At 68.8% G+C, this 14,256-nt stretch carries 17 protein-coding genes; 3 read left to right on the plus strand and 14 right to left on the minus strand.

The genetic code is table 11. From position 1 onward, the window contains the following. Positions 1-4: 4 nt before the first annotated feature. The 7 genes from AC6LJ5_RS09325 to AC6LJ5_RS09355 all read right to left on the minus strand — a co-directional run bounded on the left by AC6LJ5_RS09325 (position 5) and on the right by AC6LJ5_RS09355 (position 6,915). The gene (locus AC6LJ5_RS09325; RefSeq protein ID WP_498140320.1) at positions 5-1,477 is read right to left on the minus strand and encodes a c-type cytochrome; all 1,473 of its coding nucleotides are present in this window, start codon (positions 1,475-1,477) and stop codon (positions 5-7) included. After that, on the minus strand, positions 1,474-2,313 hold the full coding sequence (locus AC6LJ5_RS09330) for an ABC transporter ATP-binding protein (RefSeq protein WP_498140321.1): 840 nt from the start codon (positions 2,311-2,313) through the stop codon (positions 1,474-1,476). Before AC6LJ5_RS09330 ends, AC6LJ5_RS09325 begins: the two co-directional genes overlap by 4 nt. Then, complete coding sequence (locus tag AC6LJ5_RS09335) at positions 2,307-3,326, minus strand: ABC transporter permease (protein ID WP_498140322.1); 1,020 nt, start codon at positions 3,324-3,326, stop codon at positions 2,307-2,309. The genes AC6LJ5_RS09330 and AC6LJ5_RS09335 overlap by 7 nt, the downstream gene beginning before the upstream one ends. After that, positions 3,313-4,356, minus strand: coding sequence for an ABC transporter substrate-binding protein (locus AC6LJ5_RS09340; RefSeq protein WP_103273836.1), 1,044 nt, complete (start codon positions 4,354-4,356; stop codon positions 3,313-3,315). The genes AC6LJ5_RS09335 and AC6LJ5_RS09340 overlap by 14 nt, the downstream gene beginning before the upstream one ends. A 164-nt stretch (positions 4,357-4,520) precedes the next feature. Then, positions 4,521-4,850 carry a hypothetical protein gene (locus AC6LJ5_RS09345; RefSeq protein WP_498140323.1) on the minus strand — a complete coding sequence of 110 codons (330 nt, stop codon included), beginning with the start codon at positions 4,848-4,850 and terminating at the stop codon, positions 4,521-4,523. Between the two features lie 194 nt (positions 4,851-5,044). After that, a complete protein-coding gene (locus AC6LJ5_RS09350) occupies positions 5,045-5,923 on the minus strand; it encodes an N-formylglutamate amidohydrolase (protein ID WP_498140324.1) in 879 nt (292 codons plus the stop codon). A 2-nt stretch (positions 5,924-5,925) separates the two neighbouring features. Continuing rightward, positions 5,926-6,915, minus strand: a complete 990-nt coding sequence (locus AC6LJ5_RS09355; protein WP_392411316.1) for a Bug family tripartite tricarboxylate transporter substrate binding protein — start codon at positions 6,913-6,915, stop codon at positions 5,926-5,928. Between the two features lie 122 nt (positions 6,916-7,037). On the opposite strand from AC6LJ5_RS09355, the gene AC6LJ5_RS09360 reads away from it, so the two are divergent. Further along, a complete protein-coding gene (locus AC6LJ5_RS09360; protein WP_498140325.1) occupies positions 7,038-7,967 on the plus strand; it encodes a LysR substrate-binding domain-containing protein in 930 nt (309 codons plus the stop codon). Between the two features lie 106 nt (positions 7,968-8,073). Here AC6LJ5_RS09360 and AC6LJ5_RS09365 read toward each other — a convergent pair whose 3' ends face one another. The 5 genes from AC6LJ5_RS09365 to AC6LJ5_RS09385 form a co-directional block, all read right to left on the minus strand. Beyond that, positions 8,074-8,289 carry a hypothetical protein gene (locus AC6LJ5_RS09365; RefSeq protein WP_103273831.1) on the minus strand — a complete coding sequence of 72 codons (216 nt, stop codon included), beginning with the start codon at positions 8,287-8,289 and terminating at the stop codon, positions 8,074-8,076. 234 nt (positions 8,290-8,523) lie between these two features. Beyond that, complete coding sequence (locus AC6LJ5_RS09370) at positions 8,524-9,627, minus strand: AGE family epimerase/isomerase (RefSeq protein ID WP_498140326.1); 1,104 nt, start codon at positions 9,625-9,627, stop codon at positions 8,524-8,526. 153 nt (positions 9,628-9,780) lie between these two features. After that, positions 9,781-9,993 (minus strand): hypothetical protein, encoded by a 213-nt coding sequence (locus tag AC6LJ5_RS09375; protein WP_103273829.1) that lies wholly within the window; start codon positions 9,991-9,993, stop codon positions 9,781-9,783. Between the two features lie 278 nt (positions 9,994-10,271). After that, entirely contained in the window at positions 10,272-10,496 is a 225-nt protein-coding gene (locus tag AC6LJ5_RS09380; RefSeq protein WP_103273828.1) for a hypothetical protein, read from the minus strand. A gap of 72 nt (positions 10,497-10,568) precedes the next feature. Next, positions 10,569-11,480 (minus strand): DMT family transporter, encoded by a 912-nt coding sequence (locus tag AC6LJ5_RS09385; protein WP_392411313.1) that lies wholly within the window; start codon positions 11,478-11,480, stop codon positions 10,569-10,571. A 159-nt stretch (positions 11,481-11,639) separates the two neighbouring features. On the opposite strand from AC6LJ5_RS09385, the gene AC6LJ5_RS09390 reads away from it, so the two are divergent. Together AC6LJ5_RS09390 and AC6LJ5_RS09395 are read left to right on the plus strand one after the other, a co-directional pair. Further along, the gene (locus AC6LJ5_RS09390) at positions 11,640-12,110 is read left to right on the plus strand and encodes an Lrp/AsnC family transcriptional regulator (RefSeq protein WP_103273826.1); all 471 of its coding nucleotides are present in this window, start codon (positions 11,640-11,642) and stop codon (positions 12,108-12,110) included. Positions 12,111-12,229: 119 nt separating this feature from the next. Continuing rightward, positions 12,230-12,463 (plus strand): hypothetical protein, encoded by a 234-nt coding sequence (locus AC6LJ5_RS09395; RefSeq protein ID WP_103273825.1) that lies wholly within the window; start codon positions 12,230-12,232, stop codon positions 12,461-12,463. A gap of 73 nt (positions 12,464-12,536) precedes the next feature. On the opposite strand, the gene AC6LJ5_RS09400 is transcribed toward AC6LJ5_RS09395, so the two are convergent. Both AC6LJ5_RS09400 and AC6LJ5_RS09405 read right to left on the minus strand, forming a co-directional pair. Further along, positions 12,537-13,133: a BPSL1445 family SYLF domain-containing lipoprotein gene (locus AC6LJ5_RS09400; protein ID WP_103273824.1), complete on the minus strand. Its 597-nt coding sequence runs from the start codon at positions 13,131-13,133 to the stop codon at positions 12,537-12,539. 210 nt (positions 13,134-13,343) lie between these two features. Next, positions 13,344-14,198: a MurR/RpiR family transcriptional regulator gene (locus AC6LJ5_RS09405; RefSeq protein WP_103273823.1), complete on the minus strand. Its 855-nt coding sequence runs from the start codon at positions 14,196-14,198 to the stop codon at positions 13,344-13,346. Positions 14,199-14,256 lie beyond the last annotated feature (58 nt).

A 14,256-nucleotide genomic window follows, 5' to 3' on the forward strand; every position in this document is an offset into this window, starting at 1 on the left:
TTGCTCAGGAACGATGCGCGTGACGCGCATCCGGAAGGCCCGCTCCTTGCGGAGCGCGCCGGATATCGGGAATGGGGATGGGCTTGCGGTCCATAGCGCCCAGCAGCTCGCCCAGGCCCTGGGCCGAGCTGTTCTCCATGCGGCCGTCGGGGCCGCAGACGTTGTCGGCGCTGGTCCAGGCCGGCGCCGCGCCCGGCAGCCGGCGCGCGCGCAGCCAGCCGCGCCGGTCCACCATGAATTGCGCGCCGGCCAGCCCATCCTCGGGCAGGCCGGCCGCCAGCGCATAGGCGGCCCAGGCTTGCGGCCCCGTCGCCACGCAGTCCGCGTCGGCAACCGGCGCGCCGTCGCGGCTCAGGGCCACGGTCAGCAGGCGCGGGTCCTGTGGCTCGGGCGAGGCGCCCGGCGCCTGCGCCAGCACCCGCACGGGCAGGCCTCGCAGGTCCGTCAGCCAGGCCGCTCGGCCATCCCGGCACGACAGCGCCACGGCCGGCGCCGGCACCGCCGGCATGCCCGCCCCGCCGCTCAGGCCATAGGCCTGCAGCCGCAGATAGTCCAGCACGCGCCAGATGTCGTCGTCGCTCAGCGCCGCGCCAAAGGCCGGCATGGCCGGGGCGTCCTGCGGCGCGTCGCCGCCATGCGCCACGCGCCAGTGCAGCTCGCCCTCCAGCCGGTTGTCGAACAGGGCCGGACCCAGCACGCTGGGCCAGCGCGGCAGGCTGGCCGCGCGCACGCCGCGTCCGTCCGCGCCCGCCCCGTGGCAGGACGCGCAGTGCGCCTGGTACAAGGCCGCGCCGCGCAGCAGCTCCCGGTCCGAGAACGGCAGCGGCGAACGCTGGTAGGAAGTGGCCCGCGCCTCGGTCAGCAGCATGCGCGGATGCGGCCAGCTGACGCTCGCGCCCAGCGCGATGGCCGCCAGCGACAGGGCGATGCGCCAGCGACGCCAACGCCACGCCGCCAGGGCCAGCAGCACGGCCGACGCCATCTGCGCGCCGGCCCAGGCCAGCCGCCGCCAGGTATGCGGGCTGACAGGCAGGTCCGCGTCATAGCGCCAGGCAAAGGGCCAATGGGCCACCGCCAGCGACTCGCCGCCCTGCCAGGCGAAGCCCTGCCCCAGCAGCAGCGCCAGCAAGGCCAGTGCGCCGGCGGCCAGCACCGCGCCGCGACGCGCCGGCTTGCCGTCATGGGAATCCGTATCCGCCTCGCGCCGCCACAGCCATGCGGCGGCCAGGGCCAATGCCAGCGCCGCGCCCGAGGCCAGCGCCAGATGTCCGGCGCGGGAACCCAGCAGGCCTGGCAAGCCCTGTGCCCGCGACCAGCCCAAGGCCACCAGCCCGGCCACCCCGGCCAGCGTCCAGGCCGAAGCCCAGGCCAGCCGCGCGCGCCCCGCCCCGCCTTCGCCCGCCAGGGCGGCCCGCGACCAGGCCAGCATGGCCGCTGGCGCCGCCGCGGCCGCCAGCGCCATCGCCACGGTACTCACCACGTCGCGTCCAGGCCCAGCAGCGCCAAGGCGCGATGCCGCAACGCCGCCAGCTTCGGATCGCCCCGATGACGCGGATACGGCAGGTCATTGACGATCTCGTCCTTGATGCGCGCCGGCCGCTCGCTCAGCACCACGATGCGGGTCGCCATGAACAGCGCTTCCTCGACGTCGTGCGTCACCAGCAGCGCGGTGAAGCCCGCGCGTTGCCACAAGTCCACCAGCTCGGACTGCATGGCGATGCGGGTCAGCGAATCCAGCTTGCCCAGGGGCTCGTCCAGGATCAGGATGCGCGGGTCATTGACCAGCGCGCGCGCCAGCGCCGCGCGCTGCGCCATGCCGCCGGACAGCTGATGCGGATAAGCGTGGCCGAAGGCCTGCAGGCCGACGCGCTGCAAGGCATCGTCCACGCGCGCGCCCTGGGTCTTGAGCAGGCCGCGCGCCTGCAGGCCCAGCGCCACGTTGTTCCGGACCGTGCGCCAGGGATACAGCGTGGGGTCCTGGAACACCACGATGCGCGAGGGCGACGGACCGGCGATGGGCTCGCCGTCGGCCAGCAGCGCGCCCTCGGCCGGCGGTTCCAGTCCCGCGACCAGGCGCAGCAGCGTGGACTTGCCGCAGCCGCTCGGACCGAGCAGGGCCACGAACTCGCCCGGCTGGATATCCAGGTCGATGTTGTCCAGCACCGGCAGGGCCGCGCCTTCCAGCTCGAAGCGGTGATTGACGCCGCGCACCGACAGGGCCGCGCCGCGCGCCGCCGGCGCGCCCGCCGCAGCGCCGAATCCCGGTGGATGCGCCGCCGGCGCCGGGGAAACCGATTGCGCCACGGCTACCATTTGACGACTCCCTTCTGCCATGCGAGCAGGCGGTCGCGCCCCAGGAACAGCAGCGTGATCAGGCCCGAGAACACCAGCGCCATCACGATCAGCGCGCCGTACATATTGGCGTACGACGCCCAGCCCTGCGCCCAGGACAGATACCAGCCCAGGCCGGATTTCACGCCCATCATTTCGGCGGCCACCAGCACCGAGAACGACGCGCCCAGCCCCATGAACAGGCCGACGAAGACCTGCGGCAACGCCGCCGGTATGGCCACGCGCAGCACCAGGAACCACTCGCTGGCGCCCATGGTGCGCGCCACGTCGTAGTAGGCGCGGTTCACGCCCGCCACGCCGGACCAGGTCAGCACGGTGACGGGGAACCAGGTCGCCAGCGCGATCAGGAACACCGCCGCCGACCAACCGGACGGAAAGAAGTAGAACGCCATCGGCAAGAGCGCGGTCGACGGCACCGGTCCCAGGAAGCGCAGCACCGGATGCACCCAGTAGCCCAGCCCGCGCGACCAGCCGATCGCCACGCCGGTCAGGAAGCCCGCCGCCGCGCCCAGCGCGAAACCGTTGAACAGCAGCCACAGCGAATTGATCAGGCTGTCCAGGAGCCGCTTGTAGTCCGAGACGTAGACCTCGATCAGCGATTGCGGCGGCGCGAAGAAGGGACTGGGCAGCAGGGCCAGCTTGGCGGTTGCCAGCTCCCAACCGCCCACGGCCACCGCCAGCGCCGCGAACCACGGTCCGGCGCGGCGCAGCGCCTGCGCCGGCCGGGCCTGTTCGCGGCCCGACACCGCCGCCAGCAGCAACAGGGCCGCCAGCGCCAGCGCCGCCACGCCGAACTCGCGCGTATAGCTCCAGGACGTGAAGCCGACCTCGATATTGGGCAGGCCCAGCGTCAGCCCGCCCACGCCGGCCCACAGCGCGGCGGCGACCGCGCCGGTCTTCCACAGGCGCCATCCCGGCGCGCGCGCCGGAGCGCGCGCCGCGCTGGCGGCCAACGCCGCGTCAGCCGAGGACATTGGGCACCACCGCTTGCGCGTATTTGTTGATGTCCAGGTTCGCGCTCAGGACCTTGATGATCTTCAGGTCCTTGGCGTAGCCCACGATTTCCTCGCGCAGCGCGGCGCCGGTGGAGGCATGGCCGTGCGTGTGGCTGCGCAGGATCTGCGCCACGCGCTCGGCCGGCACCTTGCCCGGCACGTAGGGCGCGAAGATGCGCGCGGTCTCGTCGGGATTGGACGCGGTCCAGCGCTGCGCGTCGATCACTGCGCGCGTGATGGCGGCGGCGGCCTCCGGGTCCTTGCGCACCAGGTCGCCGCGCAGGCCCAGCACGCAGCAGGTGCGGTTCTCGTAGTCGCCTTCCAGATTGGTGGCGATCTCGCGCAGCTTGTTGTCCTCGCGCAGCGTGTAGATGAGCGGATCGTCGCCAGCGATGGCGTCGACCTCGCCCTTCCTCAGCACTTCGCCGAACAGGTCCTGCGGATACTGGCGCCAGTCCACCTGATCGGGATCCAGGCCCAGCTGCGCCACGCGGATGGCGAAGAAGTTCTTCACCGGGCTGGCCTGGTCCGACACGGCCACGCGCCGGCCCTTCAGATCCTGCACGCTCTTGATGGGCGAATCGGCCGGCGTCAGCAGCCGCATGCAGCCGCCGTGCGTGCCGACGGCCAGCTTGACGTCGAAGCCCTGCTCCAGCGGCTTGAGCCAGCGCAGCGCCATGCCGATGCCGCCATCGGCATGGCCGGTGGCGATGGCTTCAAGCAGCTGATCGGTCGAGCCGCTGAAGTTGATGCGCTCGACGCGCAGGCCGTACTTGTCGAAAAAGCCGCGCTCCAGCGCCACCGACACGGGCGACTGGCAGACGGCGGTCTGGCTCCACGCGATCTTGAAAGTGCGCGGCGCGGTATTGGCCGCCAGCACGCGCGAACCCAGCATGCCGAGCGGCGCGGCCAGGCCGGCGACGCCGGCGGCGCGCAACAGCGCGCGGCGGGATATGCCGCGCGACAAACCCCGGGCGCCGTCCGCGCCCGTGTGGACTTTCGTATTCATCAACCTTCCTTATGAGCAGACTGTGAATGGCGATGCTTGCCATGCGGCATCATCCGTCTGCGCCAAGGGCCAGGACAAATACAAAGTCGGGATAACAATATGTGACCGGTGGCGCGCGGCGCCATCGGAATGCCGGCGGCAACGCCGCCGGCGCGGCGCGCGGCCTACTCCGGCAGGTGGTCGGGCACGCCTTCCGCGTCCACGCTCTTGACGCGGTCCAGCGCGTTGCGCGCGGCCGACATCGCCTCGACCGTGCTGCGAAAGCGCCGGCTGATGAAGATCTCGAAAGGCTGCGGCTCTTCCTGCTCGGGCGCCTGATCCTGCGGCTCTTCGCCTTCCTGCTGCGCCGCCTTTTCCGCCTGCGCCTTCGCGGCGTCCTTGGACGGTTTAACGGGCAGGCGCCGCGTCTCCAGAAACGCGCGCGCGGGCACGCGTCCCTCGGGTTGCGTCGCATACGCCACCACTGAAAATCCGTTGATGATCTTCTCGGCCATGCCGGTTCCTTGTCTCTTATGGCGCGGTCGCACCGCGACACGCTGCTGTCCTACGACAACGGCGGACGCGGCTGAAACTTAAGCAGCCGCCGCTGGCACAGGGGGACCCATCTTGCCAGCGCCAATAAAAACGGCGTTGACATGCGTCAACGCCGCTCTTGCCGCCTTGAGGAACCGCCATCGCGGCGTATTTTCTATTTTGTCGATTCCGTCGCGGCGATGCGCTCGCGCACATAGGCGGCGGTTTGCGACAGCACGTCGGTCAGGTCCGCGCGCAGCGCTTCGAAACCTTCGTTGCGCTCGCGGCTGGCCTCGTCCATATACAGCGGGCGGCGGATCTCGACCTGCAGGCTGTGACGGTTCAGCGCGGGCTGGCCGATCTGCGCGATCAGCTGCACGCCCTTGTAGGGATCGTTGCGCGCAACGGTATAGCCCTTGGCGCGCAAGGCGGTCTCGATCAGGGCGATGAACGCCGGTTCGCACGTGCTGCCGTCGCGATCGCCCAGCACGAAGTCGGCCAAGGGATGCGGACTGGTCCGGCCCAGCCGCTCATAGGCGTCGTTGGGCATGGAATGCAGGTTCAGGTGCCAGACGGCGCCGAAGCGCCGCACGGTATCGCCGATCGCGCGCGACAGGGCCGCATGATAGGGCTCGTAATAGGCCTGGATGCGATGGCGCACCTCGGCGAGCGTGAGCTTGCGGTCGTAGATCGGCGTGGCCTTGTCCATGCGGCGCCAGATCAACCCCTTGCCCAATCGCGTCTTTTCACCGGGCTCCAGCGGCCCGGGCCAGGGTTCGGCCAACAGCTCGGGATCCAGGTCGCGCAGCGTGCGATTGGGATCGATGTACACGCGCGGAAAATTGGCGGCGACCAGGGTCGCGCCCAGCGCTGGCGCCGCCGACCACAGCGCGTCCACATGCGTGTCCTCGCCCTGGCGCAGCTGCGCCAGCGAAGCCGCGGCACCGAAATCCGCCGGATACGTCTCGCCGCTGTGCGGCGAATCACAGACCAGCGGCAACGCCGCGACAGCGGGTTCGAATACGGATACGGGCTGGAAATCGGCTTGCGTCATCGTCAGTCTGCCTGGATGTTGGCGGCCTTGGCCACCTTGGCGTAACGGGCCAGGGCCTCGTTGATCTGGGCCTGGAACTCCTGCGGTGTGGTCGGCATCAGCGTGCCGCCCACGTCCTCCGCCTTCTTGCGGAATTCCGCATTATCCATCGCCGCGCGCACCGCCTGGTTCAGGCGTTCGATCACGGCCGGCGGCGTGCCGGCCGGCGCCACCAGGCCGAACCAGCCGCCCGTGCCCATATCGGGATAGCCCAGCTCGATGTAGGTGGGCACGTCCGGCAGCAAGGGCGAACGCTGCGCGCCCAGCACGGCCAACGCGCGCAGCTTGCCGCCGGCGACCTGCGGCAGGGTCGAGGACAGGTTGTCGGTGATGGCGTCCACCTGGCCGCCCATCACGTCGTTGAGCGCCGGACCCGCGCCGCGATACGGCACGTGCAGCAGCTTCATGCCGGCCAGCATCATGAAGTTCTCGATGTTCACGTGGCCCAGCGAACCCACGCCGGGCGAGGCGAAACTGTACTTGTCGGGCGTAGCCTTGGCCAGCGCCACGAACTCGGCCATGTTCTTGACCGGGATCTGCGGATTGACCGCGAAGATGCTGGGCACGGCCAGCACGTTGCCGATCGGCGCGAAGTCCTTGACCGGGTCGTAGTTCATCTTGCGGTAGACGGCGGGGTTGGAACCGTGCGTGCTCATCGTCGCCATGCCGATGGTGTAGCCATCCGGCGTCGAGCGGGCGACCTGCTCCATGCCGAGCGAGCCGCCGGCGCCGGCCTTGTTCTCGACCACGATGGTCTGCTTCAGGTCGCGGCCTGCGTACTCGGCCACCAGGCGCGCCACGATGTCAGTGGAACCGCCTGCGGCGAAGGGCACCACCAGCTTGATCGGCCGGGTGGGATAGTCGGCGGCGCGGGCGGCGCCGGCGAAGGTCAGCGTGGCGATGATGCCGGCGAGCGCGACGCGCGCGAACCGGCCGGAAAGGCGGCGGGACATGAGGGCTACTCCGGGAAAGTGACGTGGTCGTTGCAGGCCGCCAGTGTCCGAACTTTACGGTCGCCTTTCAAACGACTATATTGCACGCCTTCATTACCAAAGATCATGCAAGAGATCGCCCGATGCGTCTGCATTCGCCTTCCATGTCGGAGCTGCATGCCTTCGTCACGGCGGCCCGCCTGGGCAGCTTCACCCAGGCCGCCGAGGCGCTGTGCGTGACCCAGGGCGCGGTCAGCCGGGCGATCTCGCGCCTGGAGGCGCATTTCGGCCAGCCGCTGATGCGCCGCAACGCGCACGGCCTGACGCTGACCGACACTGGCCGCAAGCTCTATGACGGCGCCCAGGAACCGCTGCGCGCCATCGAAACCCTGAGCGCCGGATTGCGCGCGCAGGACCGCCGGCTGCAATTGACGCTGTCCAGCGTGCCGACGCTGGCCAGCGCCTGGCTGATGCCGCGCCTGTCCGACTTCCATCAGCGTCACCCCGAGATCCAGCTGAGCTTCGCGCCATACCGGCGCGACGAGGATTTTTCCGGCGCCACGCCCGACGCCAGCATTCTCTCGGGCGAGCGGGACCAATGGCCCGGCTGGCAGGCCGACTACGTGATCGGCCGCGAAATGGTGGTCATCTGCCATCCCGCGCGCCTGGTCGCGCGGCGGTCACAAGGCATGTGGGACACGCCCGCCGGCCTGCTGGGCGAGCCGCTGCTCTATCACGGCAATGGCGTGGAGAACTGGGCGCAATGGTTCAGCGCCGTCGGCGCGCCGCGCGAGCGACTGAAGCTGGCCAGCGGCTTCGATCAGGTCTCGCTGCTGGTGCGGGCCGTGATGGCGGACATGGGCATCGCCGTGCTGCAGCGCTGCCTGGTGCGCGATGATCTGCTGGCCGGCCGCGTCTCCGCGCCCTTCCCCGGGCTGCAGGCGCGCATCGCCCGCGGCTACCATCTTTGCGCGCCGCCACAGCGGCGCGACCACTACGCGCTGGCCTGCTTCAGGAAATGGCTGCTGGATACCGCCGGCGCGGATCCGGACGTGGCGGCGGCAGGAGGCTAGGCCTCCCTGCTCCTCGCCCGCCCCCTCTGCCGCGCCTGCGGCGCGGCCGCCAGACGTGATAAAGCCCCTCGCAAGGGGCTGGTTCCTTCGATGCCGCCGTGGAAAATCAGGGCGCGAGCTTGAAGCCCAGGTCCACGCCCCATTTGTCCGTTTCGCGCAACCATTTGGCGCCGCAGCTCAGGCAGCGGAAATGATCCTCGCGGCTTTCCTCGCGGCCACGCTGCGTCGGGTTGGTGAATCCTTGGTGGCCGAGCTGCGCGTGCGGCGCGACGCCGGCCAGGCCAGGGTTAATGCGTTGGCAAGCCAAGCACATAACGCTCATTGATGCTTCCCCACAAACTTAGTTACGAAATTGTAAGGGATTTCACCAATGTTCTTCGCAAAAAATTGTTAACGAAGCAAGAATGAGTGGGAAATATGTGCAGAAATCGGACAGTCAGCGCAATCCGCGCAAGGCGCTACGCAGGATCGCCGGGTCCGCTCCGACGAAGTCAACGTGGATGCCACACTCCACATCAGCCTCACATCAGCCCCATATGGCCCGCATCAGCACGCATCAGCCCGCTTCTGACAGCGCCGCCAGGCAGGTCGCCAGGTGGTATGGCGAGGTCGACGGCATATCGCCGCGCGCCACCGCTCCCTGAGCATCCAGGCACTCGTACCAGCCGCCGGCATGCAGGAACCGGGCGCGAAAGCCATCGAGCGCCCCGGCCAGCGCTTCGCGCTCGCCCAGCACCGCCAGCATGCGCAGATACTCCGCCTGCGCCCAGATGCGACGAGTGTCGTCGCGCACCGCGCCGTTTTCCGCCAGCGCGGCGCGCACGCCCATGGCGTCGACGCCATGGCGGCGCGCCCACTGCGCGGCGCGCGGCAGGCTCTCGGCCAGTTCGAGTCCGTCAAACACTTCGGCCGCGCCGCGCACCAGGGACAGCCATTCAAACTGATGGCCGGGCTCATGCCGGTTGTCCGGGGTTCCCTGCGGCGCCTCGGACACGCACTGCGTGGGCGCATGCACGAAATGCTGGGAGATGCCCTGCGCCAGCGCGCGCAGCCGCTGCGCGAACAGCGCCGGTTCGGCCACCTGCGCGGCGGCCAGGTAGGCTTCGGTCAGATGCATCATGGGATTCTGGGCCGGGCCGCGCAGCGCGCGGCTCCAGTCCGAAGCGACAGCCGCTTCGTACAGACCGTCGGGCCGCTTGAAGCGGGCCTCGATGGTTTCCGCCGCGCCCAGCATGAGCTTGCGCGCCCCGGCGTTGCGCGAGCGCCGGAAATACGCGGCGCAGGCGAACACGATGAAGGCGTGGGTATAGAGATCCTGGGTCTCGTCCAACGGACGCGCCTGCGCGTCCACGCTGTAGCGCCAGCCGCCGCGCGCATCCTGGAAATGGGCGCACAGGGACTCGAACAGGCGGTCGGCATGCGCGGCCGCGTCGGCCCCCGACGCCTCGGCGTACACGTAGAGCTGGCGCGCGCACGCCATCGCGCGATAACGTTCGGCGGGCAGCGGATTCCCGGAAGCGGCATCCAGTGATTCGAAGGGTAGCCCGAGCGCCTGGTTGAAGCCCGGTCCCATCCACATGGGCAGGATCACTGAATCGAAATGCGCGCGCAGCGCGCGAATGCCGGCTGCGAGCGTGGAGTTGGTCTGTGCGGCTGCCATCTTGGAACGGCGCGGGCTCCAACGGAGCCTCATGTTATGGAGCAGCGACGATAACCGAAATTTTCGCTGCATTCTTTTCACCGCGCCTCTAGCCAAGCGCCATGACCACACAGACCGATACGGCTACGAACTCCCTTCTGCATGGTTTCCGCGCTAGCGGAAGATGTTTTCCTCGACCCAGTTCTGCGCGAACAGTTCCGCGCGATCACGTGCCTCGTCCAACGAGGCGCAGTTGCCCAAGTGGGAAAATGCGGCATCCACTTCGGTGCCGCCCTCGGCCGTTACCGTCAGCAATACGCCATATCCGCCGGTATCCATGGCCGCTGTGGAAACGTCGATCAGTACTTCCTGGTCACGATGCTGCATGTGTTACCTCCCAGTCGGTTACCTAAACGCGTGAACCACGCGTGACGCGGCGGGTGCAGAAAGCCCGCTCGTATGAATAGACCTGCAAACGTCACGCGAGTTCATCTTACCGGTGCCGCGCGCGCGGCGATACCGCGACGGGGCGCGAAATCGCCTATTCCATCTCAGGAGATTCCCGCATGCCGCGCGGGCGCGCGCGCAAAGGCCGCAGCCTTGCCGCCTTCCGGGAAAACATTCGCAAGATTCTTTGGAATTTCGGCGCGCGCCGACGCGCCGCGTCAGCGCAGATGGATGGCGCCGGGCTCTTCCATGCGCAGGGCCAGCAGGCCCTTGTCGGTGATGCGCCAGCGGCCGTCGTCATCGGCCTCGATGCAGCGCAAGGTCTGGAGCGCCTGGGCGATGTCGGCGGGAATTTCCGCCTGCGCGGCGCCCGGCTGCGCATTGTCCGCGACCGTGCGCAGCCAATGGCCCAATTCACCCTTCTGGAAACGATGCAATGCCATGCCGTACTCTCTGATTCAAACTCGCTGTCGCCGGGTTCAACGATAGCACGGCGCCAGCGGCGAGCCCTGCCCTCATGACGCGCGCAGCGCCAGCGGGCGCTTCAGCCGCGACGCCACCGCCGAGGCCGCCACGCTGAGCGCGATGAGTCCCAGGCCCAGGGCCAGATCGGCGGAGATGCGCTCGTGGAATACCAGCGAGGACACGACCAGGCCAATCACCGGCACGCACAGCATGGCGATGGACGTGGCCACAGGCGGCAGCTTCTGCGTCATGCCCAGCACCACGATGAAGGTCAGCGCCGTCGCCAGCGGCCCGGTGTAGAAGATCACGGGCCAGGCGTCCGGCACGGCCAGGAAAGCCGGCGCGCCGTCGCGCAGGCAAGCCAGCGCGGCCAGCGGCACGGTCGCGATGCCGGTCTGCCAGGGAATCATGTCGGCGCCCAGCCGCACATGGCGATTGCCGCGCAGCTGGATGATGTTGCAGGCCCAGGCGAACGAGGCGCCCAGCAGCATGACCAACCCGATCACCGTGTGCGCCTGCCAGGGGCTGAAAGCGGGCGCCACGATCACGCCGATGCCCGCGTAGCTCAGCAGCGTGGCCAGCCACTGCGCGGCGGAAAGACGTTCCTTCAGTACCAACGCGGACAGCGGGATGACCCAGATCGACGTGGCGTAGGCGATCACCGAGGCGCGGCCGGGCGCCACATACTGCAAGGCCCACAGCGCCAACGCCGTGAACGCGCCCATCTGCAGCAGCGCCACGCCGGCGACCAGCGGCCACTCCTGCCGCGTCGGCGGCCGCAACCGGCCCATCAGCCCCAACACCAGCGCGCTGATCAGCGCCGCCGAGCCGAAGCGGCTGGCCGCCAGCCAGAGCGGGCTCATGTGGTCCAGCCCCAGCTTCATGACGGGCCAGTTGCCGCCCCAGATCATCACCGCGCCCGCCAGGGGCAGAAAACCGCGCATGCTGCTGTACTGACTCATTGCTGCCTGATTTACCGCTGTTTATTCCGTGCCTCGGCCCTTTTGCCGAAGAAGGCGAAAGTCTATAGGGTTAACCCCAGCATTATTGACTTCAATTTGCCGCAACCACAGGCATACTCAGCACAAACCAATCGACTATCCCTTTTTCATAGGTCATTCATGCTGGACATCAACCTGGACGCCACCGACATCCGGATCCTGAACGAACTTCAGCGCGACGCGCGCCTGACCAATGTGGAACTGGCCGCCCGGGTCAATCTGTCGGCCTCGCCCTGTCTGGCCCGGGTGCGGCGCCTGGAAACCGAGGGCCTGATCGACCGCCGCGTCACGCTGCTGAACGCGCGCAAGCTGGGCCTGAAGGTCAACGTGTTCATCCAGATCTCGCTGGACAAGCAACGCAAGGCCGCCCTGGACGTGTTCGAGCGCGAGATCGCGGTGCTGCCGGAGATCATGGAGTGCTACCTGATGTCGGGCGACGCCGACTACCTGGTGCGCGCGCTGGTGCCCGACGTGGACGCGCTGGAACGGCTGATCGTCGAGCACATCACGCGCATCCCCGGCGTGGCCAGCATCCGCTCCAGCTTCGCGCTCAAGCAGGTGCTCTACACCACCGCGGTGCCGCTGGCCTAAACCCGCGCAAACCCATACGCCGCGCGGCTTGCGGGATGCCGCCATGCCCCGCACAATGAAGGCGCATGGCGCCCGCCGCCGGCAGGCGCCGTTGCCCAACGCCACCCAAGGAGCACACCATGCCCGAAACCGACTGGTTCCCCGGCGGCGCGCTGCCCGACCGCCAGGGATATTTCGAAGTGGAGTTCGCCTCCGGCGAAACCGAGATCACGCGCTACGGCCTGCTGGGATGGGAGCCCGAGGAATCGCGCGGCCGCATCCTGCGCTGGCGCGGCCTGGATCCTGAAATCGAAGCCGCCGAGATCGCGCGCGCGCAAGCCGTGCGCCAGGGCGGCGACGCCGCCATGCTTTGAAATGGAAAGCGGGAGGCAAAGCCTGCTGCCCGCGCAGCGCGGGCGGTCCGGCGCCCATGGCGCCGGTCAAGGATCACAGTCCGTCGATCTTGGATATCTTCGTGCCGGCCAGCGACACACCAGCCATCAGCCCGCCATTGTTCATCACGAAGCCCACCACCGGCTGCTGCGCCGTGTTGGTGTCGATGCGGCCATTCGCGCCGATATCCACCACCGCGACAGTCGCGTCGGCCCCAACGGTCCAACCGCTGCTGTTACGGAACTTGTCCAACGCGCCTTGCGTCATGAACAGCAACACCATGGCCTTGGACTGCGCGCCGGCCTGGAAGCCGATCGAGCCGGCGGTGGTGCTGTAGTAGCCGGCATTGGCGCCGCCCACGCGCAGCACGCCCTTGCCGTGCTCGGCGCCGATGATGAAGCTGCCGCTCAGCACGTCCGGGAATATCAGCACGCCCTTGGCGCGCGCCACCAACTCCTTGGACTGCGGCGACGCCTGGTAGAGCTTGCCCAAGGTCTCGTCGGCCGCGCTGCTGAGCGACTTGCGCTGCTCGGCGGGCGTGGCCGATGAAGTCGGCGTGGTGGTCGTGCAGCCGGCGAAGAGCAGGCCGGCGACGCTGATGGTCGCGGCGGCCAGGCCGGCGCGGCGGAACATGGGAAGAGAATCGAACATGGAACGCTCCTTGTTGTTGTCATCCGCCCCCACTGTAACTGCCAGGGGGGCCAGGGCAAGCCACACGATTGTGATAAACGCAACAAAACCTGCCACGGCACTTCAGTAGATGCCGCCATGCAACCGCGCGCGCAGCGCGCCGGCAACATCTGGTAGGAGTTTACGGGAAAATACATACAGTCTGGCCCGGCGGCCAACAGGCGCCGGCGTTCAAGAGCGTATCCATTGCGCGTCCCACAAGGCCTCGCCACGCGCGAGCGCCTCGCCCAGCGGCTGCCTGCAGCGCTGCGCCACCGCCGCCAGCAAGGCATTGCACAGCGCCATCGGCGCGGTGTAGGAATCGAACGGCGAGGCGCTGGAGCACTGCGCCACCAGCACCTGGTCGGCCCAACGCGCGGCCGGCGCGGAAGCCGAGTCGGTGATCAGCACCACCTTCGCGCCGCGCTCGCGGAACACACGCAGCGCCTTGGCCGCCGCCACCGAGTAGCGCCGGAAGGTGAAGGCCAGCAGCACGTCGCGTTCGTCCACCCATAGCAACTGGTCTTCCAGGAACAACGGCCCCTGCGTGGCCAGCGGCCGCACGGCCGGCAGGCACAGGTTCAGGTACAGCGCCGCGTAGCCGGCCAGCGGCGCGGCCTGCCTCAGCCCCAGCACGTGCACGCGCGCCTTGCGTTGCGTCAGCGCGCGCACCGCGGCCTCGAACACCGCCGGATCCACCGTGGAGAAGGTCGCCTGCAAATTGTGCTGGTCATGCAGCAGCGCGTTGTGCAGGCAGGCGCGCGCACCGTGGCCGTCGGCGCCCATGGCGTCGGCGCGCTCGCCCGGCGAGGCCAGCCGGGCGGTGACTTCCGCGCGCGCCTCGGTCTGCGCCTGCGCATAGCTGTCGTAGCCCAGCTTGGCGAGCAGGCGCACCACGGTCGAGGCGCTGGTGCCCACCGCCCGTGCCAGCGCGGTGGCGGATTCCAGCAGGCTTTGCGGATAACGCGCCAGCATCTCGTCGACAAGCAGGCGCTCGGTCTTGGAGAGTTTGCGGCCATAGCCCGCGATGCGTTGGTTCAGGTTCATGGTGAGGGGCGATTCTACAAGGACGTTCTGGCTCGCGGCATGACGCGGCGGGTCGTGC

The organism is Achromobacter sp. 1011791174 (assembly GCF_059760925.1).

Excerpts from the sequence above, each read along its gene's own strand:
- AC6LJ5_RS09330 (WP_498140321.1), bottom strand. The coding sequence starts at position 2,313 with ATGGTAGCCGTGGCGCAATCGGTTTCCCCGGCGCCGGCGGCGCATCCA.
- AC6LJ5_RS09335 (WP_498140322.1), bottom strand. The coding sequence starts at position 3,326 with ATGTCCTCGGCTGACGCGGCGTTGGCCGCCAGCGCGGCGCGCGCTCCG.
- AC6LJ5_RS09340 (WP_103273836.1), bottom strand. The coding sequence starts at position 4,356 with ATGAATACGAAAGTCCACACGGGCGCGGACGGCGCCCGGGGTTTGTCG.
- AC6LJ5_RS09345 (WP_498140323.1), bottom strand. The coding sequence starts at position 4,850 with ATGGCCGAGAAGATCATCAACGGATTTTCAGTGGTGGCGTATGCGACG.
- AC6LJ5_RS09350 (WP_498140324.1), bottom strand. The coding sequence starts at position 5,923 with ATGACGCAAGCCGATTTCCAGCCCGTATCCGTATTCGAACCCGCTGTC.
- AC6LJ5_RS09355 (WP_392411316.1), bottom strand. The coding sequence starts at position 6,915 with ATGTCCCGCCGCCTTTCCGGCCGGTTCGCGCGCGTCGCGCTCGCCGGC.
- AC6LJ5_RS09360 (WP_498140325.1), top strand. The coding sequence starts at position 7,038 with ATGCGTCTGCATTCGCCTTCCATGTCGGAGCTGCATGCCTTCGTCACG.
- AC6LJ5_RS09365 (WP_103273831.1), bottom strand. The coding sequence starts at position 8,289 with ATGAGCGTTATGTGCTTGGCTTGCCAACGCATTAACCCTGGCCTGGCC.
- AC6LJ5_RS09370 (WP_498140326.1), bottom strand. The coding sequence starts at position 9,627 with ATGGCAGCCGCACAGACCAACTCCACGCTCGCAGCCGGCATTCGCGCG.
- AC6LJ5_RS09375 (WP_103273829.1), bottom strand. The coding sequence starts at position 9,993 with ATGCAGCATCGTGACCAGGAAGTACTGATCGACGTTTCCACAGCGGCC.
- AC6LJ5_RS09380 (WP_103273828.1), bottom strand. The coding sequence starts at position 10,496 with ATGGCATTGCATCGTTTCCAGAAGGGTGAATTGGGCCATTGGCTGCGC.
- AC6LJ5_RS09385 (WP_392411313.1), bottom strand. The coding sequence starts at position 11,480 with ATGAGTCAGTACAGCAGCATGCGCGGTTTTCTGCCCCTGGCGGGCGCG.
- AC6LJ5_RS09390 (WP_103273826.1), top strand. The coding sequence starts at position 11,640 with ATGCTGGACATCAACCTGGACGCCACCGACATCCGGATCCTGAACGAA.
- AC6LJ5_RS09395 (WP_103273825.1), top strand. The coding sequence starts at position 12,230 with ATGCCCGAAACCGACTGGTTCCCCGGCGGCGCGCTGCCCGACCGCCAG.
- AC6LJ5_RS09400 (WP_103273824.1), bottom strand. The coding sequence starts at position 13,133 with ATGTTCGATTCTCTTCCCATGTTCCGCCGCGCCGGCCTGGCCGCCGCG.
- AC6LJ5_RS09405 (WP_103273823.1), bottom strand. The coding sequence starts at position 14,198 with ATGAACCTGAACCAACGCATCGCGGGCTATGGCCGCAAACTCTCCAAG.